Source organism: Faecalibaculum rodentium, assembly GCF_001564455.1.
GTDB lineage: Bacteria > Bacillota_I > Bacilli_A > Erysipelotrichales > Erysipelotrichaceae > Faecalibaculum > Faecalibaculum rodentium.
This window is the reverse complement of sequence record NZ_CP011391.1, coordinates 2,374,839-2,394,103: the sequence shown is the minus strand read 5'-3', so window position 1 is coordinate 2,394,103 and position 19,265 is coordinate 2,374,839. Positions and strand designations below refer to the sequence as shown.

Sequence of the window (19,265 nt, the reverse complement as noted above, 5' to 3'; positions counted from 1 at the left end):
GTCAAAAGAAAAAGAAAAGGAGATACATCCCATGAAACAGCTCCCCAGATTCCTGCAGGCTCTTGCCGGCATCATTCAGATCCTCGCCTGGCTCCTCGCAGCCATTGCATTCGTCGGCCTCATTGCATCCTTCGTGGTTCCCGGAAACATTGAAGCTTTCCTGGCCTCCGAAATCATGGCAGGTCAGGATTTTGTCATCAACGGCTTCGGAAGCTCCATGATTTCCGGCAGTGTCATCTCCCTGGGAATGGTGCGCTGGACCATGGCCTGCGGTATCCTCACCATGTCTTTGACCGCCATGATTTTCCGCAACCTCTGGCTTATCCTGAAAACCCTCAAAGGCAGTGACAGTTTCGGTGAAAGCAACACCCCCTTCACCCCCGACATCACCCGCATGATCCGGGAAATCGGCATCTTCTTCATGGCCATCCCCGTCGTGGAGCTCATATTCAGCTGTCTCATGCGCCTGTTCTATGTTGACATTGACCCCTATGTTGACGTTACGGGCATCATGACAGGCCTTGTCATCTGGTACCTCTCGCGCATCTTCGGCTACGGCCAGAAACTGCAGTCTGATGTGGAAGGCCTGGTATGATCCTCATGCACCTCGACCGGCTGATGGTGGAACGCCACGTTTCCCTCAATGACCTTGCGGACAAAGTCGGCATCACGCCTGCCAATCTGTCGCGGATCAAAAACAACAAGATCAATGCCCTGCGATTCTCCACGCTGGAAGCTCTCTGCCGCGAACTTGAGTGCCAGCCCGGGGATCTGATCGAGTACAAACCGGACTGACGTTGGCCAGAAGAACAGGAACATCAAAAAGGACTGCCCGAATCCCATTGCGATGATGTGGAACGGACAGTCCTTTTCTGTATTCAGCTGTACCCCCGTTGCAGGTGTTTTTCCTTCTTCAGTCTTCCGGAGACTTCTGCCCTTTATCGGTAGTCTCCGCCCTCGGCGCCAAGATAGGTCTCCAGAGGAATATTCCGGGCATGAATGTCTTCGGCAATATCTCCCACATACCGGATATGCCAGGGCTCAGCCATGTATCCTGTAATGCTCTCCCAACCCTCCTGGTAGCGCACAATGAACCCGTATTCATGGGCATGATCCAGCAGCCACTGCGCCTCTGCCGGATTCTCCAGAAGCGCACCGCTGGCGTGCTTCAGGTCGAAAGCCAGGCCAGTCTGATGCTCCGAAAACCCGGGCCTGGCGGAAAAGGTGTCCGCCGCTTCCTGCCCGCTGGAAGCTACATAGCCATTGTAAAGTTCGCTCTGATACTCATAGGAACGAAAGCCACTCCAGGAGTCCGAGACATCCAGTCCCTGACTCTGCATCGCCGCAATCAGTTCCCTGGCAGCAGCGGCCGCTGTGGGATCCTCCCCCGGAGCATAGTCCGGAGAAACGCCATATTTCTTGTTCACAATCGGCACGCCGGCTATCGTTGCAGGACTTCCGTCTCCGGAAATCACCACTTCCCCTGCAGCTGCAGGTATCTGTTTCTCATCCTTATTCTCCTGAGCTTTTTCCCTGTTCTGATCTGCGGTTTTTTCCCCGGATTCTGCATCTTTTGCGAGGCTGCCTTCACCGGCCACATCCGCAGTTCTGTCATCATCCGTCTTGTCAGCTGTATCCTCTGTCCCTGTGAAACCGCAGCCTGCCAGACTGCAGGCCAGAAGAATCATAAGCAGTTTGTGTTTCACGAACTCATCCCCTTTGTCCTCTATCCTATTCTGACACCCCTGCCGTAATTGTCCACACCCGCAGCATAGAAGGGAAACGCCGGCTGCATAAGTATGTTTATACTGAAAAAGACAGGGGATCCGGTTCCAGTTCCAGTGGAACAGGGGACCGGTGGACAGAAGGAGGATCAGGGATGGAAAGCAGGACTGCACAACTGAACAAAGCCGGAGAGCTTACGGCAGACGCGGCTGTCACAGAGATGGAGGAGTATACCCGGCTTCTGCTGCAAAAGGAGAAACTGCAGAAAGAGTGTGTGCAGCTGGACATGGAATTTGATGAACTTTTCGGACCCTTGATCCTGGAAGAGTTTCAGGCGCAGATCGAACTGGTCAGACAGAAAATCGAGCTGTCTCTGTATATCAAAGCAATGAATCAGGGACAGGACCCGGATCCTGAAGAGATTGAAAAAGCTGTTGCTCAGCGTAGCGCCAACTGGCAGAAGCAGCTGGAAGAAATGGCTGAATACCAGGAGTCTCTGAAATGCCGCAGCATTGTGCTGCCGGAAGAAATGCGGCAGATTAGCCGGTTATACAGGAAAATGGTGAAAATGATCCATCCGGACCTGCATCCGGAACTGGAACATGATCCCCGGATCCGCGAACTTTGGGACAGACTCCAGACTGCGTACCGGCTGAACGCACTGGATGAAATGGAAGAGATCGCAGTGCTGATCCATCAGGTGCTGGCTGACAGTGACACGGCTCCGGTTCAGATCACGGATCTGACAGAAAAAATCGATAAGCTGCGGCAGGAACTGCACACCATCACGACCACAGATCCCTGGCTGTACAGCACATGGATTTATGATACCGTCAAAATCGAAAAACGGCGCCGGGAGTATCAGGACAGCATACAGTCCTGGAATGAAGCCCGCACAAGGCTGGCTGTAAAGCTGGAAACCCTGCTTCTGGAATGGAAAGGCTCCGCATGTCCCATGAACTGAAACACTCCCTTGTAGCCGTTGACTCCGGGACCCTTCAGCTTGTCAAAGATACCCCGCTCTCTGATCTGCTCAAACCTCTGCAGGAGGAAATCCTGCTGGATGACAGGTGCATCGCCGGAACCACGCATCTGCCAAACCAGTCCTGTCTGGAAGAACTGAAACCGGAGACTGGCTGATCATGGAACGGGAAGACAATCCCTGGGACGAACATGCCATTCTTCTGCGGGACAGCCAGCGCCGCAAATGCGGTTATATCCCTGCAAATGAGAATGTCATTTTTGCCCGCCTCATGGATGCAGGTAAGCTGCTGAAAGCAAAAGTGGTGGAAAAGGATGTCCGGGAAGGAAAGTCCCGGCGCCCGCAAAACAGACACTGGTACAAGATCCGTGTGGAGGTTTACCTCGTGGATTTCTGAACAGAACGCCTGCAGGTGCCCGGCCATGGCTTTCATCACCCTGATCATTACGGTCCTTGCCGTACCCTGTTCTTTCCCGGAAATGCATCCTCCATGTCCGGCCTGCGACTGATATATTAAAATAGAAAACACACGATTCGGAGGGAATGCCATGTCACAGACACGAACCGGGAAGCAGCGGGCTGTGAATACCAGAACCAGACTTCGGACAGCTGCGGTTTTTCTGTGCCTGGCACTTATTGTCGTGTCAGCCTACTTCCTGCTTCGTTCCACCCGCTCCGGTTCAGCCGGCCAGGTTCCGGTCCGGACGCTGGAGGAGATGTTTACAGGACAGGAACCGGCGGTGTTTCTCAAAGTCCGGACAAACAGCGGGGGACAGCTAACCGGCAGGGAGATTCCTGAAACTGTCTATGTCTTCAAAGACGGTTCTGTGTCCGAGTGGAAAGGCACGGATCGCAGCGTGAATCTGCATACTCTGGGACTGAGCCACGACAGGGAAATCCTGTCGACGATGAAAACCCCCTGCTTCACAGATGCTGAATTCGTCCTGCGGACAGAAAACGGGCAGATCGAAGTGTTCAGAGCAGGCAATCCGCTGTTCACGCTTTTGCCCGGACCGGTTGAGATTCCTTTGCAGGATGTGACTTTCACCGGCTGGAAGGTGTTGGATGATGAAAACACCCTGATCCTGGTCAGCGGCCCGCAGCCGGAAAATGGCAGGTGGAAAGAAAATGACCATGTTCTGACGGATCCCTCCTGGCATGACCAGTTTGCCTTTCTGCAGACACATACAGCGGACCCCGCGTGTGAAGGTCGCCAGGATCCTGGTCAGCGGCAGGTACCGAAGGATGATCTGGAGGGTCTGCACCCGGGTCACTATGAGGCGGTATATGACATGAATCTGCGGAGTTCCTGCCACAGGGATGCCGGGACAGTGGGCAGTCTGCCGGCGGGGGAACAGGTGGATATCGAGCTGCTGGAACGGGCGGAGGACAACTCTGTCTGGGGGCGCATCGAGCCGGGGAAATGGGTGTGTCTCAAGGACGCCGAGTATGACTATCTGGTTCCTGTCGGTCAGTGACGGGGATCCTGCCGGGTGTGTGTTGGGGTCTTGACGGGATCGTGCGAGGGGAGAGCCCTGGTATGGTCTGGTCTGGCACAGTCTGGTCTGGTCCGGTCTGGCGGGATCGGGAAAATAGGCGGAAGGAAGGCAGAAGAAAAGCCGGTCCGGGTGCGTATGCAGGCACCTGAACCGGCTGTTTTCTGGTGTGCCCGGCATGGCATACATCTAGGTGGTGAAAGTCCACTATGGGAGCGTATCATCGCAACCGCTAACCATTAGCCTAAGGCAAGGGGCTCTCTGGTAACAGGAGTTCTGAAAGAAGCCCGACGGCAAAGTCCCGGCCTGAGGAACACGAATCGCATATAAGGCCACAGATGGAGACGAGCGTGCCAGACAGCGCAAATCGTAATAGTTGCGGATGACTGTCTGTGGTAGATGCGGCAGGTGTATGGAATGAAAGATGTATGACCTTACCCGGGGAGGTCCTGCCAGCGAGAGGAATCATCAAACCATGATGACCCCCTTCCCGCAGTAACAACGAATGGCAGGAAGTCAGCCGAGGCCATAGTAGCGAGGAAGTCCCTGTAATGGGGATGGAGTGAAGGGCCGAACGTACGATTTACTGCAAATATCAGGAATGCGTCCTGCACGAAAAGCCGAGGAAGGACAAACCCAGAGAGCCCCTGAAGATGAGTAAGGAAGGGCAGTGTGGGAACACGTGAAAGAGAGGAGCAGCCATGAACCAGACCAGACTGATACAGCCGGAAGACCTGAGTACTCAGGAAATCTTCTCCATGGAGAACCTGATCAATGCGTGCAGACAGGTACGGCGAAACAACGGAGCCGCAGGAGTGGATGGGGTCAAAGCCAGAGAACTCCCAGCGTGCCCCTGTCAGTACTGGGAACAGCTGCGGGAACAGATACTGGACCGCAGCTATAAACCGCTGCCAGCCAAAAGGACCGATATCCCGAAACCGGATGGGAGCATGCGGGGGCTCAATGTCCCGGCTGCCAGAGACAGAGTCGTGCAGGCCTGTCTGGCAAACTATCTGGATTACAGGAAGGACTTCGAGATGAGCAACAGCTCATACGGGTTCAGGAAGAACAGGAGATGTGAACAGGCGATACTGAAAGGCCTTGAGTTCATGAACGACGGGTATGACTGGATCGTCGACATCGACCTGAGGAAATTCTTCGATACGGTAGATCAGGACAGACTGATACGACTGATAGACAACCTGTTCCATAACAGGGACGTTACGTCGCTGACAAGGAAGTTCGTCAGAGCGGGAGTCATGATAGACGGCAGGCTGGTCAGGACAGAAAGAGGAATCCCACAGGGAGGACCTCTCTCGCCGGTACTGGCCAACATTTATCTGGACCAGGCCGACAAGGAACTGGAAAGCAGAGGGCTGAGATTCACAAGATACGCAGACGATATGCTCATCTATGTGAAATCGGAAGCCGCCGCCAACAGGGTGATGAAGTCATTCAGCAATTATCTGGAAAAGAAGCTGAAGCTGGAAGTGAACGCTTCAAAATCGAAAGTGGCCAGACCGGATGAAGTGAAATATCTGGGGTTTGGCTTCAAAAGGAACAAAAGGGAATGGAAGGCAATACCGCATGAGAAGTCCATCCATGAGTTCGAACAGAAAATAATGAAGCTGACGAAGCGGAACTGGAGCGTATCCCTTGAAGAAAGGCTGGAGAAAATCAATCAGGTCATCAGGGGATGGAGCAATTATTTCAGATGCGCATGGCTGTATAAAAAGAACATGCGGAAACTGGACAGCAAGCTCCGGAGAAGAATCAGGGCCATCATCTGGAAGCAGTGGAAAAGCATCAGGAAAAAAGAAGAGAGCCTCATCAAACTGGGATGTCCCAGAGACAAGGCTCACTCATATGCGTGTGCACGACAAGGATGTGTCCGTTGTGCAGTCACGTTCCTGAACAAGTATATCAGAAATATACACCTGAAGAAGAAAGGCCTCCTGACCATAGAGGAATACTTCGATACGGTGGCAGAAAGGTTCATGAAATCATTTGTACGAACCGCCCAGTGCCGAACGGCACGCTGGGTGGTGTGAGAGGGTCTGATGACACCTACTCGATTATCGGTATCGGTCCGGGCTCCGGGGGTCATTCCATGGTTTCGGATCCGGTGAGTCCGCCCTCGAGATATCCCTGGGAGAATCCGTCCTGATAGCACAGTTCTTCAAAGTCTGCCAGCCAGCCCTCCAGGGTTTTCTGGTCTGGTTTCTGTGTCAGGATCTTCTGCGTCAGTTCGGTCCTGGCCTTTTCCTGCGCCGCCTTGATGTTCTGGTACTCGTCCTGGCCGTCGGCCTTGGCCATGAAGCGGTCAAAGCCCTGCTTCGCCTTGTCCCAGTCCTTGCGGATATTGCTGATGAATTCGTTCATGTGTACCCCTCTTTTCTTCAAGTTCTGTCAGCTTCATTGTACCTGTGTGGCGGGATGAGTGATCCTGAAGTGCCCGTCTGGCTGAGGCTGCGGGCCGGACCGGTGATGGGAACCCGGGCTGTCTGCATCGGCATCGGCATGGTGGTGGCCGGATCTGCGTGCATCGGCAGGCGGACGGAGTGGAGCGTGGTCTGGCAGCGTGCAGCCATGAGTGTCAGCGGTGTCTGTTGCTGTCGAGGAAGAACACGGTGGTCGTGGCCCGGCAGAGGAGGTCTTCGTGTTCGTTGTAGATGAACACTTCGTAGACCCCGGTGGTCCGTCCGGCCTTGACCTCGGATGCCACGGCAATCAGCCGCCCGCCGCGACCCGGAGACAGGTAGTTGATGGAGGCCGACAGGGTGACGGAATCCCGTCCGGTGGTGAAGCTGGCACTGCCGGCCGCGGTGTCCGCGAGGGAGAACAGGGCGCCGCCGTGGACGAATCCGTGGATGTTCAGGATGTGCTCGTCAATGGTCATTTCCACGCGGGCATACCCCTGCCGGAGTTCCGTCACGCGCATGTCGTTGGACTGCAGGTATTTGCTGGAGGAATTCAGGCGCTTCTTGAGGCCTTTGAACCTGGCTTCCTGGTCTTCGGCGGTTTCCTGGAACCGCTGTGTGTGGTTTGTCTCATGCATAAGGGAATTGTAGCACTGTCCCGGATGGGTGTTGTATAATACCTGTTATCGAAAAGAGAGGGGTTTCAACATGTCCAATGCGGTTCTTCAGGTGATCATCATGGTCATCGTGATTCTGTACTGCGCCTATATGCTGTATTCCAGTCTGCGCCTGTACAAAAAAGACAAAGCCGGAGCAGCGGAATACATGACCGTACATCCGGAAGCCAGGCGGGTGAGCCTGAGCATCTGGCAGGCGTGGCTGCTGGTCGGCATGGGGGTGCTGTGTTTTGTCCTGGTGTTCTTTGGAAACATCATCACACCGGAAGGCCAGCAGGTGTGGATGTATCAGCTGACCTATTTCGCCCTGGGCCTGGTGTTCCTGGGCCTGTCCCTGGATGTCTGGCTGCATCGGCGTCTCCTGCTGAGCAATGACGGTTTTTTCTATGCGGGAGACACCTACCGGTTCCGGATGATCCTGAACATGGAACAGAAAAAAGGCATCTTCAAGAACGTGAAACTGAACATGGCCAACGGCACGGAGCTGGAAATGGCCAACCGGGTTGGCATGGCTGTGCGGGAAGACTGGCTGGCATGGAAAGAAAAGAAGAAGGAAAAACGCAAAAACCGCAGGAACCGCTGAAGCGCCTGCTGCTTTGTGACGTGGATGGCACGCTGCTGATCGACGGGTCTGTCCGGGAAGAGGATGCCCGGTGTCTGCAGCGCTGGAAAGAGGCGGGAAACGGGTTCGGCCTGGTGACAGGACGGGGCGAAGCCTTCTGCCGGGAACTGTGCCGCGAGCTGGGTGTTGAACCCGATGTGCTGATCACGGACAATGGCGCGGAGGTCTGGATGGAAAACCGGTGTCTGCACCGGGAATGGCTGCCGGCGGCGCAGGTGGCACGGGCACTGGAAGCTCTGCATTCAGACGGCCTGTGGCCTTCGGTCTGTGTGCCGTTTGTGACCATGCCGGATGGCGCACACCGTTTTGCGCGGCGGTGCATGGGGGAAGCGGCGATGGTCCGGGTCATGGAGACGCAGGCGCATCTGCGGCATTTTTCTGACGAAGACCTGGAAGATCTGCTGGAGCGGGTACCGGATGTACCGGGTGTTTCCCTGTATGTGTGGAAGGACCGCGATACTTCGCAGGTGCTGACGAAAGCCCGCAGGCAGACACCGGATCTGCTGTGGCACCAGACGTCTCACGATTATGTGGAGGCCTGTGCCTCGGACAAGGCACGGGCCCTGCATGTTCTGCTCGGGTCGCTCACTGGGGATGCGGCTGTCAGTTATGTGGGAGATGGGCCCAATGACATCCCGGTCTTTGATGTGCTTGCGGATACCTGGTGCATGGATACGGCCCCGGCGTCTGTCAGAAGCCATGCAGCGAATGTGACCCCTGGTGTGAGCCAGGTGATTGAAAGGAAACTTGAGTATGTCGAAAAAGCGTAGAAAGAGCCCCGGAGGCACTGCGGCGAGTCTTGTGATCGAGGCTTTGAAAAAGCGGGATGCCACTTCGCCGGAAACGGCGGTCCCCCTGAAAGTGTTCAAGGATCTGCCGCTGCAGACCAATACCTTGTCTTACACCATTGGCAATCTCATCGAGGAGGGTATCGTGGTGCAGACACCGGAGGAAAAGTACTATTACGACGAACTTGGCTTCAAGGCCCTGGAGATGAAGTTTGTGCGGGGATATTCGATGTTTTTCATCATCCCCATCGCCGCGATGCTGCTTCTGTGGGCAGCCAGCAAATATCTGTTCTGAAGGTTGTCGATGCGGCCTGCCAGGCCGCTTTTTGTGTGCAGAAACAGGAGATCTGCAACCCCTTTGACCATGGAAAAGCTGCGGAAAATCTTGGGATGAATATCCCAAAATCGGGCTGAAAAGAGCAATATAATTGCTGTAAGCGCTTACACACATATGACAATTGTCATCTACCGGGGTAAAATTTGGGTTATCGTGTGATTCTGACCGCGGTTTGTCTTGCACTCTCTCAAGACTTTGTTAGAATGTGTGTAACGGGCGCAGTTTTGAATGCGCTATCAAATGGAGGAAGTCAAATGAAGTATGTAGTGATGGTCAGTCACGGCGAATTTGCCCCCGGACTGCACAGCGCTGTCAACATGATGACAGGTGACCGTCCGGATGTTCTGGACACTTCGCTGAAGGCTGACATGTCTGCCGACGAGTTCGCAGAAAACTTCCGTGAGCTGGTGAAGGACATCAAGGAAGACGATCAGATTATCCTGCTCGCAGATATTCTGAGCGGTTCCCCGTTCACAAACGCTCTGTCCGTGCTGGATGAAAAGGGCATGCTGCCCAACACGCTGGTCATTGCCGGCATGAACATGCCCCTGGCAATCACTGCAGTCCTGATGAAGGACAACTTCGACGATCTGAACCTGCTGAAGGACACGCTGCTGTCCGAAGGCCGTGCCGGCCTGACGGAATTCACGGCTGTTGCGGATGAAGACGAAGACGATCTCTAGGAACTGACGCATACGCGCGGCTCAATACATTAGGAGGACACACTATGATCACATTCATGCGAGTGGACGACAGAATCATCCACGGCCAGATCATCACAAGATGGTCTAAGGAATATCCCTGCGACGGAATCATCGCTGTCAACGACAAGGCAGCCACGACTCCGGTGCTGGCTCAGTCTTTCAAGGCTTCCACAGACAAGAAAGTCTTTGTATGGACCAAGGAACACTTCAAGGAAGTGCAGGACAAGGTCCTGAACTCCGACAAGAAATACTTCCTGATCACCAAGAACCCCGTTGACATGAAGGAGATCCTGGTGGACATGGACTTCAAACCCGGCATCAAGAAGCTGATCATCGGTCCCTGCAACGACCGTCCGGGTGCTGTGAAACTGGGACAGAACCAGTCCATCACACAGGAAGAAGCTGACGCTCTGGAAGCCATCAGCAAAAAAGGCTACGACATCGAGTTTGCCCTGGTAAAAGAATCCTCGATCGGCGAATGGCCCAAGTTCAGATCTAAATTCGGTTACTAGGCCGGATATAGATAAAAATCACAGTTATTGCAGAAAGCAATAAAAGGAGAAAGGTTTTATGAGTTTATTTCAAGCTATCCTGATTGGTTTGATGTCTTGTACTGCCGCTTCCACTATTGCCTGCCTGGGAACAACAGTTGGTAACTATACCCTGAACCGTCCCCTGGTTGCCTCTCTGTTTGTCGGACTCATCCTTGGCGATGTAACCGGCTGCATTCTGATTGGCATCCCGATGCAGGTTATGTGGATCGCCCTGGTTACCCCGGGCGGAACAGTCGCATCCGACCTCCGTGCCGTATCCTACATTGGTATCCCTCTGGCATACGTTGGCTGCCGTGCGGCAGGCATCGACTACGCTTCCGATGAAGCATTCCAGCTGGCTTCCTCCATCTCGGCCCTGACAGGTACGATCGGTATCACCCTGTTCTACGGCACCGCGATGATGAACCTGATCTGGCAGCACATCGGCTGGGCTCAGCTGGACAAGGGCAACTTCGAAATCGTCGGCAAAGTGGACACGCTGATGCCCCTGATTTCCCACTTCTGCCTGTCCTTCCTCCCTGTAACGCTGCTGTGCTACTTCGGTTCCGGCGCCGTTGAGGAAGTGTTCCAGTATCTGGATGTATCCGTATGGTACGTCAAGGCTCTGCTGACCGTTGGTTCCGTTCTTCCTGCAGTTGGTATGTCCATCCTGCTGAAGTCCGTTGTCAACAAGACATCCGACCTGCTGTACTTCATGATGGGCTTCGTTCTGGCAGCTGCCATGCACTTGACTCTGCTGGCTGCCACAGTCATCGGCGGTGTATTCGCCCTGATCAACTACCAGCTGACCATGGCCAAGAAGGCACCGGCTGCTGCTGCAGGTGTGATCGTTGAAGAAGAGGAGGACATCTAATTTATGAAAAAAATTAGTAAGAAGACTCTGAACTCCGCGTTCTGGAGATGGTGGTATGGCAACCTGACATGCTTCTCTCACGAGCACATGCAGACATTCGGTTACATGTGGGCCATGATCCCCATTCTGAAGGAACTGTATCCGACTCACGAAGAGCAGTCCAAAAAGCTTGAAACATATTATGCATTCTTCAACACTGAACCCCAGATCGGCTGCATCGTGGTCGGCATCACGGCTGGTCTTGAAGAAGCACGTGCAAACGGCGCCGAAGGCATCGACGATGAAATGATCAACGGTATCCGTGCTGGTCTGATGGGCCCGCTGGCTGGTATCGGTGACTCCCTGATCGTTGGTACTTACATTCCTATCCTGCTGGGTATTGCCGTAGGCTTCGCCGAAGGCGGCAACGTTCTCGGCCCCCTGTTCTACATCATCGTATGGAACGCAACTTCCATCTGGTTCCAGAAGTTCATCTTCGACAAGGGCTACTCCCTGGGCGGATCCGCTGTTGAACTGCTGGTTGGCGAACAGGCTACAGCCTTCCGTGAATCCGTCATTATCCTGGGTCAGGTAGTCGTTGGTGCGATGGCTGCTTCCTGGGTCAACATTACAACTCCGATCCAGATTGCTACCAACTCCGAAGGCGAACCTGTAATGCTGCAGGCAAACCTGGATGGCGCTTTCCCGAAGATTCTGACCATGGTGTTCGTCATCCTCTGCTGGTGGATGATGGCCAAGAAGGGCATGACGCCGATCAAGACTCTGCTGATCATGGCGATCGTGGCTTTCGTTGGATCCGTTTGCGGTATCCTGGGATAAATCTGTATCTCAAAGAGATGAGGGAGTCTCCTTCATCTCTTTCTTTCTTTATAAGACTGGAAAGGATCAGTGATGGCGAAACTGTCCAAAAAAGAGCGGGATGCGCTGGGGGCCTCCATTCAGCAGGAAAACGAAATGCTGAAACGGGTTGTCAAGGTGGCCCGGAATGCCTCCATCGCCCTTGCGATTTCACTGCTTCTCGTTTTCTGGGGATTTACCGGAATGAAGGATGCCTTTCTGCCGGATATTTCCGATGGAGTGCGCAATGTAGTCAAATGGATCGCACTCATCACCGCAGTTCTGTCGTTTATCATGCTAGTGTTCGCACTGGTGGCGCGGCACAACGGGCGCAAGCATGTGCTGAAAAACATCGACCGGTATCAGGGGAAAGCCTGATACCGGTTTTGCGCATTTCTGACCATTTCCTTAACAGAGAGGGGAGAAAGCCGGGCAAATCGGTTCCATGCTATAATGACCAAAGAAAAGAGGGGCCCTTCATGGAAAATGGAAAACTCAGAATCAATATGTATTCCAGCGCTGACAAAGTCGCAGGACAGGGAGTGGGCAGCGCCTATGAGGAGCAGGTGGCCCTGGTGCGGCAGGCCGACGATCTTTTTGATGTGGAAGTGAACAGGCCGGACCGGGATGCAGACATTCAGCATTTCCATACCATCGATCCGATCTTTTTCCTGCGGATGCGCAACAAAAAGCCGCTGAATGTGGCCTATTGTCATTTCCTTCCGGACACCGTCATGGACGGCAGCCTGAAGGTGCCCAAACCGCTGCGAAAAATGGTGGCTGACTACATCATCCATTTTTATAATGCAGCCGACCATCTCATCGTGGTAAACCCGAGTTTCATTCCCGAACTGGAAAAATACGGCATTCCCCGCAGCAAGATCCGCTACATTCCCAATTACGTTTCGCGGGAAGTGTTCCATCCCCTGGGGGAAGAAACCAGGCAGGCCGCCAGGAAGCAGTACGGCATCGATCCCGAGGCATTTGTGGTGCTCGGGGCCGGACAGGTGCAGACCCGGAAAGGTGTCAAGGACTTTGTGGAGACCGCAAAGCGTCTGCCGCACCTGACCTTTGTCTGGGCCGGCGGGTTTTCCTTCGGAAAAATGACAGATGGCTATGAAGAGCTGAAGGCCATCATGGACAATCCGCCTGCCAATGTGGTCTTCACCGGCATCGTGCCGCGGGAAAAGATGGCTGAACTCTACAACATGACGGATGTCCTCTTTGTTCCTTCGTACAATGAGCTGTTTCCCATGACCATTCTCGAGGCCGCCAACTTGCATGTGCCCATGGTGATCCGGGACCTGGACCTCTATAAGGAAATCCTGCAGGGTCACTATATGAAGGGGGATTCCGTGGATGAATTCACAGACCTGCTTCATACCCTGTCTTCCAATCCGAAGGTCTACGAACAGTACCAGGACGAGAGCCGGAAAATTTCTCAGTACTATTCCGCAGAACATGTCCTCACCATGTGGAAGGCGTTCTATGTGGAGGCCTGGAAATACAAGGACAGATTCCGTACATGAAAAAGAACAACTACATATGGAACTTCCTGCTCATTGCAGCTCTGACAGCGGGTGCCTTGTGGTTTTCGCTGAAGGACAACTACCAGGAAGTCATGAACGCCATTGGTAAAATCAGCCCGCTGGGTCTTGTGGTGATTCTCAGCTGGGGCATCCTGTTCACCTGTGTCTGGGGGCTGGCCTACAAAGTCCTGGCACAGAAATATGCGAAGCACTACACCTGGTGGGATGGTATTGTGGTGGCGTTCACCGGCACCTTTTTTTCCGGCATCACCCCGAGTTCCACGGGCGGTCAGTTCGGACAGGCCTATATTCTGAAGAAACAGGGCATCGACTACTCTGACGGCGCAAGCCTGCTGTGGGCGGATTTCATCATTTACCAGACCACCATGATGGTCTACGTCACCCTGCTGTTTCTGCTGAAGTTTTCCTATTATGCCCAGCAGTCCGGCTGGTTCACGATCATCCTGGCAGGCTATGTCGTCAATGTCCTGGTGATCCTGTTCCTGTACACCATGGCGCTGTTTCCCACAGTTTACATTTCCCTGGCCCACCGGCTGGCGGGCGTGCTTTCGCATTTCCGATTCATCAAGAACCCCCAGCACATGATTGAAAGCTGGACGGTGCAGATGACGTCCTTCACCAGGGAGATCAAGAAACTGTCCAGAGACAAGGGCATCATCCTGCAGTGCACCGGGATCAACTTCATCCGGCTGACCATGCTGTATATGCTTCCGTTTGTCATCGCGAAATTCATGCACATCGACCTGCACTGGAACCAGCTGCTGGATGTCATTGCGCTGTCGAGTTTCGTGTACATGGCCAACAGCTTCATTCCCATCCCCGGTGCATCCGGCGGCACGGAAGTGCTGTTCAATATTGTATTCTCCACGCTGCTTGGCACTTTGGCGTCTGCTGTCATGATCCTGTGGCGTGTATCCACCTACCACATCATCCTGGTTCTGGGCGGGATCCTGTTCATGATTGCCAAGGCCAGATACGAGAAAAAGGAACAGGAGAGCCCTGTCTCTCTTGCAGACACGAATATGGCCGATCTTGCCATTTCCGAACTGCGCCCGGATGGGGAACCTGAAGGGACCGAGGCACAGCAGGAGGCGGCGGAAGGGATACAGCCGCCGGGAAGCGAACCCGGCGATCTCTCCATTGACGATCTTCGACCCCGCGAACCTTCGCGCAGGGCGGTGGCAGACATGGTGAATGCCGGGACAGACGGACAGCTGCAGGGCGGAAAGGATGAAAACGCATGAGAATCGGAATTTTCACGGATACCTATCTGCCGGATATCAACGGCGTGGTATCGAGCATCGTCACGCTGAAAGGCGCCCTGGAGGATCTTGGCCACCAGGTTTTTGTCATTACCAACCATTCAGGATCGACCATTTGCCGGGAAGGAGACATTTTGCGCCTTCCCGGCATTGAACTGAAACGGCTGTACGGATACAAAATGTCCAGTCCCTTCCAGCTCACGGCCGACCGGTACATCCGGGACATGAACCTGGACGTGATCCACGTGCAGACAGAATACGGCGTTGCCATATACGGGCGCCAGGTTGCCCGGGATTTTCACATTCCACTGGTGTATACCTATCACACCATGTGGGAAAACTACACGCATTACTTCAATCCCATGGAACTCACGGGGGTGGAAAAACTGTCCCGGGCCGCTCTGCGGTCCATTTCCCGCACCTATGGAAATGGCGGCCAGGCTGTGATTGCGCCCAGTCAGAAGACCAAAGAGGCACTGCTCCGGTATGGCGTCATCACCCCGATTTATGTGGTTCCCACGGGTCTGGACCTTTCGCGCTTTGACATGACAGAACTGGATCCGGACCGGCGGCAGAAACTGGCAGAGTCTCTGGGACTGAAACCGGAGGATCACATCGTCCTGTTTGTCGGACGGCTGGCGAAAGAGAAAATGCTGGAGATGGTCATTGACGCCGTGATCCAGTCGGATGACGAGCACATCCGCCTGCTGGTGGTGGGGTCGGGACCGGATGAGGCCCATTATCATGAAATGGCCCGGGAACGCGGTGCAGGTGACCGGATCATTTTCACCGGCCGTGTGGAATCGGAAGATGTGCCGTATTATTACGGCCTGGCAGACTGTTTTGCATCGGCTTCCACCTCCGAGACCCAGGGCATGACCTACATTGAGGCGCTGGCGGCCGGCCTGCCGGTCTTCGGGCGCCGGGACCCGGTTCTGGAGGATCTCGTCACCGAGGGAATCACGGGGTATTACTTTGACGATGCCCGGGAACTGACAGACAAGCTTGGGACATTCTTCGATGAGGATCATGAGGGGCAGGCCCAGGCGTGCATTGCGAAAACCCGGACCTACACCCGGGAGATATTCGGCAGCAAGGTCTCTTCGGTCTATGAACAGGCGGTGGCGGACTACGCCGCGACCTATGATGTCAAGAAAATGCGGGCTGTGGGAGATTTTATGTATCTCACCCTGCAGCGCGATGCCGACCAGGAGCCACTGAAGCTCCTGATTCCCATGGATGACTTTTTCGACCTGAAAATCGGGCTGCAGGCCCGGCTCGATGCCTGGGTCGTGACAAACTACCTGCAGTTCCAGAATTACTACAGGGCCTGGATGGCGGCGCGGAAAAAGCTGTCCTCCCGGGATATGACGGCATGGCAGCTCAAGGACTGGCTTGTCCGCCGGCGGGGGCTGGATACAGCGAAGGCCTCGGCGGTGGTGGAGGAATTCACCGCCCGGAATTACCTCGATGACCAGGACTATGCACAGAACAAAGCCGCATACTGGCAGGGGATGGGCAGCAGCCGCAAAACCATTCGGCGCAAACTCCTCCGGGATGGGCTGGAGGCCGGACTGGTGGAATCGGTGATCTCTCAGATGGATCCCGACCTGGAATATGACAGTGCCAGGAAAGCGGCCCTTGGGATGCTCAAGACCATGAAAGCCCAGTCGGCCCGCTACAAGCGGCAGCTTGTGGTCCGGCGTCTGGAGAACCGGGGATTCTCGCCGGAAATCGCCCGCCAGACAGGAGAAGACCTGGAACTGGAGCAGGATGACGGCGAAGCGCTGCAGCATGCGCTGGACAATGCAGCCCGTCTGTATATTTCCCTGGAGGAAGACAAACGGAAGGAGAAAATCCTGCAGTACTGCCTGCGGCAGGGATTTACGGCAGACGAGGTGCAGGAAAGACTCCCGGATGTATTTGCGCGCATGGAACGCCAGACCCTGGCGGCGGAAACCGGGGCCGGCCATGCGGATGAGGATGCATCCGCAGACAGCCAGGAAGACTGACAGTGCCAGTCATTGGCCAAAGGCAGATGTGCAGCGAAACAGCTGGAGGCTGGCAGGGACTTTGTGGAAGAAACAATCCGGGATCCGTGAGGATTGCCGGTCACGATACAGGCAGCTGCAGTCAGCTGCCGGAAAGGAACGAAACATGATCAAGGATCTGAATCAGGAAGGTAGGGCCCGGCTTCGGGCCCTCATTACCAAATGCGATACAGGGCGCACAGGCAAAGGCACGCCCTATCTTTCCCTCACACTGGAGGACAAGACCGGACAGCTGGATGCCAAGTTCTGGAACCTGACCGAGGAACAGACCCGGCAGTACAAAGCCGGCCAGGTGGTGGAAGCCTCGGGTGACATCATCCTGCACCGGAATGCCGTGCAGCTGCGGGTGCGTCACCTGGATGTGGTGCCGGATGCGGACATTCTGGAATTTGTCCGCGAGGCGCCGGCTGACCGGGATACCATGGATCGCATGCTGAGCAGGCTGCTGGAGTCCATGAACCCGGGGGTCTGCCGCGATATCACGTGCGATCTCATCGACCAGAGGCGCAAGGCGTTTCTGACCTGGCCTGCCGCCACCAAAAACCACCACAACTACGTCGGGGGACTGGCCTGGCACACGCTGTCCATGGCGAAAGCCGCCGATGCCCTCCTGCCGCTGTACCCGTTCCTGGACCGGGACCTGCTCATGGCGGGGATCCTGCTGCATGATCTGGGGAAAACCGAGGAACTCTCCGCGCCGATGCTGGCAGAATACACCAGCGAAGGCAATCTGGTGGGTCACATTTCCATGACTGCGGGCTGGATCGACGAAGCGGCGGTACGAACCGGACATGCTGGCGAAGAGGACAAGGAACAGCGGATGCTGCTCAAGCACATGGTGCTCTCCCACCACGGGAAGCTTGAATTCGGGTCCCCGGTGATGCCCATGATCCCCGAAGCGGAGATGCTGAGTCTGGTGGACGATCTGGATGCCCGGATGTTCATGATGAAGCAGTCCATGGACGCAACGGCTCCCGGTCATTTCGGTCCCAGGGTGTTTGCGCTGGACAACCGCATGATTTACCGCCCCACGCAGTTTGGCGAACAGGCATCTGCGGCTGCGGACAATGGCAAAGAAAAAAGAAACGACGGAGGAACACAGGCATGAAGGTCGGATTTGTATCCCTGGGCTGCTGCAAGAATCTGGTGGATAGTGAGCAGATCATGGGCGTCCTGCGGGAAAACGGGCATGAAATCGTCGGCGATCCCCGGCAGGCAGACGCCATCGTCATCAATACCTGCGGGTTTATCCAGCCCGCAAAGGAAGAATCAATCAATACCATCTTTGAAATGAGCCAGTATGCGTCAAAACTGATCGTCACCGGGTGCCTGGCTCAGCGCTATGAGGAGACCCTGCGCTCGGAGATCCCGGAAATCGATGCGGTAATTCCCATCCGGGACTATGGAGAACTGGCCGAAAAACTGCAGGAGGTGCTCAAAGACGCAGGAAATGGAAGCTTTTCGAAGTCAGAAAGGGCTTTGAGCGGCAATCCCTGGAGCGCTTACGTGAAGATAAGCGATGGGTGCTCGAATCGCTGCACTTACTGTGCAATTCCTTTGATAAGGGGAAATCAGACGAGTAAACTTCTAAGTGAGGTCAGGGAAGAGATCGAGGCCCTGGCTGAACATGGTGTTCAAGAAGTCACTCTGATTGCCCAGGACACCACGAAATATGGTCTGGACAACTACGGACGGCTGATGCTGGCCGACCTCATCCGTGAGGTGGACCGGATCGAAGGGATTCGCTGGATCCGCATCCTGTATATGTATCCCGACGAAATCACCGAAGAGGTGCTTCAGGCCATGAAAGAGAGCAGCAAAGTGCTTCCTTACTTCGATATCCCCATGCAGCATGCGAGCAACCGGCTTCTGAAGCTGATGAATCGCCGGGGTACGAAGGAAGACGTTCTGGCACTGGTGAGCAGGATCCGCGAGATGTTTCCGGAGGCAACTCTGCGGACGACAGCAATTGTCGGCTTTCCAACCGAAACTGAAGAGGAATTTCAGGAGCTGCTCGACTTTGTCAAAGAGGTCCGCTGGGACCGGTTTGGTGCCTTCACTTACTCCAGAGAAGAAGATACACCGGCCTGGTCCATGAGCCCTGAAGTGGATGAGCAGACGGCTCAACGGCGCCTGGATCAGCTGATGCAGGTCCAGGAACAGATCTCGCTGGAAAGCAACCAAAAGAAGATCGGACAAGTGGTCGAGGTCCTGGTGGAAGAACGGGAAGCCCTGACAGGGCGCTACAGAGGCAGATCCAGAGCGGATGCGCCGGACGAAGCGGACGGTCAGGTGATCTTCACGAGTCCCAGGGAAATCGAACCTGGCACCTTCGTGAATGTACGCATTGACGAAGCAAGGCCATATGATGTCGCGGGAGTGCTGGCTGAATAAGCCGGGGTCCTGC

Annotated in this window: 23 protein-coding genes; 20 read left to right on the top strand and 3 right to left on the bottom strand. The window is 54.9% G+C overall.

Annotation, left to right across the window (positions count from 1 at the left end; all coding sequences use genetic code 11):
• The first annotated feature begins 31 nt into the window (after positions 1-31).
• Together aalo17_RS11705 and aalo17_RS11700 are read left to right on the top strand one after the other, a co-directional pair.
• Positions 32-595, top strand: a complete 564-nt coding sequence (locus tag aalo17_RS11705) for a hypothetical protein (RefSeq protein WP_067559778.1) — start codon at positions 32-34, stop codon at positions 593-595.
• The gene (locus aalo17_RS11700; RefSeq protein WP_067559776.1) at positions 592-795 is read left to right on the top strand and encodes a helix-turn-helix domain-containing protein; all 204 of its coding nucleotides are present in this window, start codon (positions 592-594) and stop codon (positions 793-795) included. The genes aalo17_RS11705 and aalo17_RS11700 overlap by 4 nt, the downstream gene beginning before the upstream one ends.
• A 143-nt stretch (positions 796-938) precedes the next feature.
• Here the strand turns inward: aalo17_RS11700 and aalo17_RS11695 are convergent, their stop codons facing one another.
• Positions 939-1,706, bottom strand: coding sequence for a M15 family metallopeptidase (locus aalo17_RS11695; protein WP_203225827.1), 768 nt, complete (start codon positions 1,704-1,706; stop codon positions 939-941).
• Between the two features lie 173 nt (positions 1,707-1,879).
• Between aalo17_RS11695 and aalo17_RS11690 the strand changes: the two genes are divergently transcribed.
• From aalo17_RS11690 to ltrA, 5 genes are all read left to right on the top strand, one after another.
• Entirely contained in the window at positions 1,880-2,689 is an 810-nt protein-coding gene (locus tag aalo17_RS11690; RefSeq protein WP_067559774.1) for a hypothetical protein, read from the top strand.
• Positions 2,674-2,865, top strand: coding sequence for a hypothetical protein (locus aalo17_RS11685; protein WP_067559772.1), 192 nt, complete (start codon positions 2,674-2,676; stop codon positions 2,863-2,865). The genes aalo17_RS11690 and aalo17_RS11685 overlap by 16 nt, the downstream gene beginning before the upstream one ends.
• Positions 2,866-2,867: 2 nt before the next feature.
• Entirely contained in the window at positions 2,868-3,104 is a 237-nt protein-coding gene (locus aalo17_RS11680) for an HIRAN domain-containing protein (protein ID WP_067559770.1), read from the top strand.
• 151 nt (positions 3,105-3,255) lie between these two features.
• Complete coding sequence (locus aalo17_RS11675; protein WP_067559768.1) at positions 3,256-4,185, top strand: hypothetical protein; 930 nt, start codon at positions 3,256-3,258, stop codon at positions 4,183-4,185.
• A 719-nt stretch (positions 4,186-4,904) separates the two neighbouring features.
• A complete protein-coding gene (gene ltrA / locus aalo17_RS11670; RefSeq protein WP_067557075.1) occupies positions 4,905-6,254 on the top strand; it encodes a group II intron reverse transcriptase/maturase in 1,350 nt (449 codons plus the stop codon).
• 52 nt (positions 6,255-6,306) lie between these two features.
• Here ltrA and aalo17_RS11665 read toward each other — a convergent pair whose 3' ends face one another.
• Together aalo17_RS11665 and aalo17_RS11655 are read right to left on the bottom strand one after the other, a co-directional pair.
• Complete coding sequence (locus tag aalo17_RS11665; RefSeq protein ID WP_067559766.1) at positions 6,307-6,585, bottom strand: hypothetical protein; 279 nt, start codon at positions 6,583-6,585, stop codon at positions 6,307-6,309.
• A 214-nt stretch (positions 6,586-6,799) separates the two neighbouring features.
• Positions 6,800-7,261 (bottom strand): PaaI family thioesterase, encoded by a 462-nt coding sequence (locus tag aalo17_RS11655; RefSeq protein ID WP_082743413.1) that lies wholly within the window; start codon positions 7,259-7,261, stop codon positions 6,800-6,802.
• A gap of 70 nt (positions 7,262-7,331) precedes the next feature.
• Between aalo17_RS11655 and aalo17_RS11650 the strand changes: the two genes are divergently transcribed.
• The 13 genes from aalo17_RS11650 to rimO all read left to right on the top strand — a co-directional run bounded on the left by aalo17_RS11650 (position 7,332) and on the right by rimO (position 19,252).
• Positions 7,332-7,883 carry a hypothetical protein gene (locus aalo17_RS11650; protein WP_067559762.1) on the top strand — a complete coding sequence of 184 codons (552 nt, stop codon included), beginning with the start codon at positions 7,332-7,334 and terminating at the stop codon, positions 7,881-7,883.
• A complete protein-coding gene (locus aalo17_RS11645; RefSeq protein WP_067559760.1) occupies positions 7,835-8,692 on the top strand; it encodes an HAD family hydrolase in 858 nt (285 codons plus the stop codon). The genes aalo17_RS11650 and aalo17_RS11645 overlap by 49 nt, the downstream gene beginning before the upstream one ends.
• On the top strand, positions 8,676-9,005 hold the full coding sequence (locus aalo17_RS11640; protein WP_067559758.1) for a hypothetical protein: 330 nt from the start codon (positions 8,676-8,678) through the stop codon (positions 9,003-9,005). Before aalo17_RS11645 ends, aalo17_RS11640 begins: the two co-directional genes overlap by 17 nt.
• 296 nt (positions 9,006-9,301) lie before the next feature.
• The gene (locus aalo17_RS11635) at positions 9,302-9,730 is read left to right on the top strand and encodes a PTS sugar transporter subunit IIA (protein WP_067559756.1); all 429 of its coding nucleotides are present in this window, start codon (positions 9,302-9,304) and stop codon (positions 9,728-9,730) included.
• A gap of 44 nt (positions 9,731-9,774) precedes the next feature.
• Positions 9,775-10,263, top strand: a complete 489-nt coding sequence (locus aalo17_RS11630) for a PTS sugar transporter subunit IIB (protein ID WP_067559754.1) — start codon at positions 9,775-9,777, stop codon at positions 10,261-10,263.
• Positions 10,264-10,321: 58 nt separating this feature from the next.
• On the top strand, positions 10,322-11,158 hold the full coding sequence (locus aalo17_RS11625) for a PTS sugar transporter subunit IIC (protein WP_067559752.1): 837 nt from the start codon (positions 10,322-10,324) through the stop codon (positions 11,156-11,158).
• A 3-nt stretch (positions 11,159-11,161) separates the two neighbouring features.
• On the top strand, positions 11,162-11,977 hold the full coding sequence (locus aalo17_RS11620; RefSeq protein WP_067559750.1) for a PTS system mannose/fructose/sorbose family transporter subunit IID: 816 nt from the start codon (positions 11,162-11,164) through the stop codon (positions 11,975-11,977).
• A gap of 69 nt (positions 11,978-12,046) precedes the next feature.
• Positions 12,047-12,373: a hypothetical protein gene (locus aalo17_RS11615; protein WP_145907720.1), complete on the top strand. Its 327-nt coding sequence runs from the start codon at positions 12,047-12,049 to the stop codon at positions 12,371-12,373.
• A gap of 101 nt (positions 12,374-12,474) precedes the next feature.
• Positions 12,475-13,524 (top strand): glycosyltransferase family 4 protein, encoded by a 1,050-nt coding sequence (locus aalo17_RS11610; RefSeq protein ID WP_067559746.1) that lies wholly within the window; start codon positions 12,475-12,477, stop codon positions 13,522-13,524.
• A complete protein-coding gene (locus aalo17_RS11605; RefSeq protein ID WP_082743412.1) occupies positions 13,521-14,789 on the top strand; it encodes a lysylphosphatidylglycerol synthase transmembrane domain-containing protein in 1,269 nt (422 codons plus the stop codon). Before aalo17_RS11610 ends, aalo17_RS11605 begins: the two co-directional genes overlap by 4 nt.
• Entirely contained in the window at positions 14,786-16,819 is a 2,034-nt protein-coding gene (locus aalo17_RS11600; RefSeq protein WP_067559744.1) for a glycosyltransferase, read from the top strand. The genes aalo17_RS11605 and aalo17_RS11600 overlap by 4 nt, the downstream gene beginning before the upstream one ends.
• Before the next feature lie 145 nt (positions 16,820-16,964).
• Positions 16,965-17,966, top strand: coding sequence for a 3'-5' exoribonuclease YhaM family protein (locus aalo17_RS11595; RefSeq protein WP_082743411.1), 1,002 nt, complete (start codon positions 16,965-16,967; stop codon positions 17,964-17,966).
• Positions 17,963-19,252, top strand: coding sequence for a 30S ribosomal protein S12 methylthiotransferase RimO (gene rimO / locus aalo17_RS11590; protein WP_067559742.1), 1,290 nt, complete (start codon positions 17,963-17,965; stop codon positions 19,250-19,252). Before aalo17_RS11595 ends, rimO begins: the two co-directional genes overlap by 4 nt.
• Positions 19,253-19,265 lie beyond the last annotated feature (13 nt).

What these genes read in the sequence shown, in the direction of transcription:
- aalo17_RS11640 (WP_067559758.1), top strand. Translation starts at nt 8,676, where the DNA reads ATGTCGAAAAAGCGTAGAAAGAGCCCCGGAGGCACTGCGGCGAGTCTT.
- aalo17_RS11600 (WP_067559744.1), top strand. Translation starts at nt 14,786, where the DNA reads ATGAGAATCGGAATTTTCACGGATACCTATCTGCCGGATATCAACGGC.
- aalo17_RS11595 (WP_082743411.1), top strand. Translation starts at nt 16,965, where the DNA reads ATGATCAAGGATCTGAATCAGGAAGGTAGGGCCCGGCTTCGGGCCCTC.
- aalo17_RS11690 (WP_067559774.1), top strand. Translation starts at nt 1,880, where the DNA reads ATGGAAAGCAGGACTGCACAACTGAACAAAGCCGGAGAGCTTACGGCA.
- aalo17_RS11700 (WP_067559776.1), top strand. Translation starts at nt 592, where the DNA reads ATGATCCTCATGCACCTCGACCGGCTGATGGTGGAACGCCACGTTTCC.
- aalo17_RS11680 (WP_067559770.1), top strand. Translation starts at nt 2,868, where the DNA reads ATGGAACGGGAAGACAATCCCTGGGACGAACATGCCATTCTTCTGCGG.
- aalo17_RS11620 (WP_067559750.1), top strand. Translation starts at nt 11,162, where the DNA reads ATGAAAAAAATTAGTAAGAAGACTCTGAACTCCGCGTTCTGGAGATGG.
- aalo17_RS11685 (WP_067559772.1), top strand. Translation starts at nt 2,674, where the DNA reads ATGTCCCATGAACTGAAACACTCCCTTGTAGCCGTTGACTCCGGGACC.
- aalo17_RS11625 (WP_067559752.1), top strand. Translation starts at nt 10,322, where the DNA reads ATGAGTTTATTTCAAGCTATCCTGATTGGTTTGATGTCTTGTACTGCC.
- aalo17_RS11645 (WP_067559760.1), top strand. Translation starts at nt 7,835, where the DNA reads ATGGAAAGAAAAGAAGAAGGAAAAACGCAAAAACCGCAGGAACCGCTG.
- aalo17_RS11635 (WP_067559756.1), top strand. Translation starts at nt 9,302, where the DNA reads ATGAAGTATGTAGTGATGGTCAGTCACGGCGAATTTGCCCCCGGACTG.
- rimO (WP_067559742.1), top strand. Translation starts at nt 17,963, where the DNA reads ATGAAGGTCGGATTTGTATCCCTGGGCTGCTGCAAGAATCTGGTGGAT.
- aalo17_RS11655 (WP_082743413.1), bottom strand. Translation starts at nt 7,261, where the DNA reads ATGCATGAGACAAACCACACACAGCGGTTCCAGGAAACCGCCGAAGAC.
- aalo17_RS11610 (WP_067559746.1), top strand. Translation starts at nt 12,475, where the DNA reads ATGGAAAATGGAAAACTCAGAATCAATATGTATTCCAGCGCTGACAAA.
- aalo17_RS11675 (WP_067559768.1), top strand. Translation starts at nt 3,256, where the DNA reads ATGTCACAGACACGAACCGGGAAGCAGCGGGCTGTGAATACCAGAACC.
- aalo17_RS11605 (WP_082743412.1), top strand. Translation starts at nt 13,521, where the DNA reads ATGAAAAAGAACAACTACATATGGAACTTCCTGCTCATTGCAGCTCTG.
- aalo17_RS11650 (WP_067559762.1), top strand. Translation starts at nt 7,332, where the DNA reads ATGTCCAATGCGGTTCTTCAGGTGATCATCATGGTCATCGTGATTCTG.
- aalo17_RS11705 (WP_067559778.1), top strand. Translation starts at nt 32, where the DNA reads ATGAAACAGCTCCCCAGATTCCTGCAGGCTCTTGCCGGCATCATTCAG.
- aalo17_RS11665 (WP_067559766.1), bottom strand. Translation starts at nt 6,585, where the DNA reads ATGAACGAATTCATCAGCAATATCCGCAAGGACTGGGACAAGGCGAAG.
- ltrA (WP_067557075.1), top strand. Translation starts at nt 4,905, where the DNA reads ATGAACCAGACCAGACTGATACAGCCGGAAGACCTGAGTACTCAGGAA.
- aalo17_RS11630 (WP_067559754.1), top strand. Translation starts at nt 9,775, where the DNA reads ATGATCACATTCATGCGAGTGGACGACAGAATCATCCACGGCCAGATC.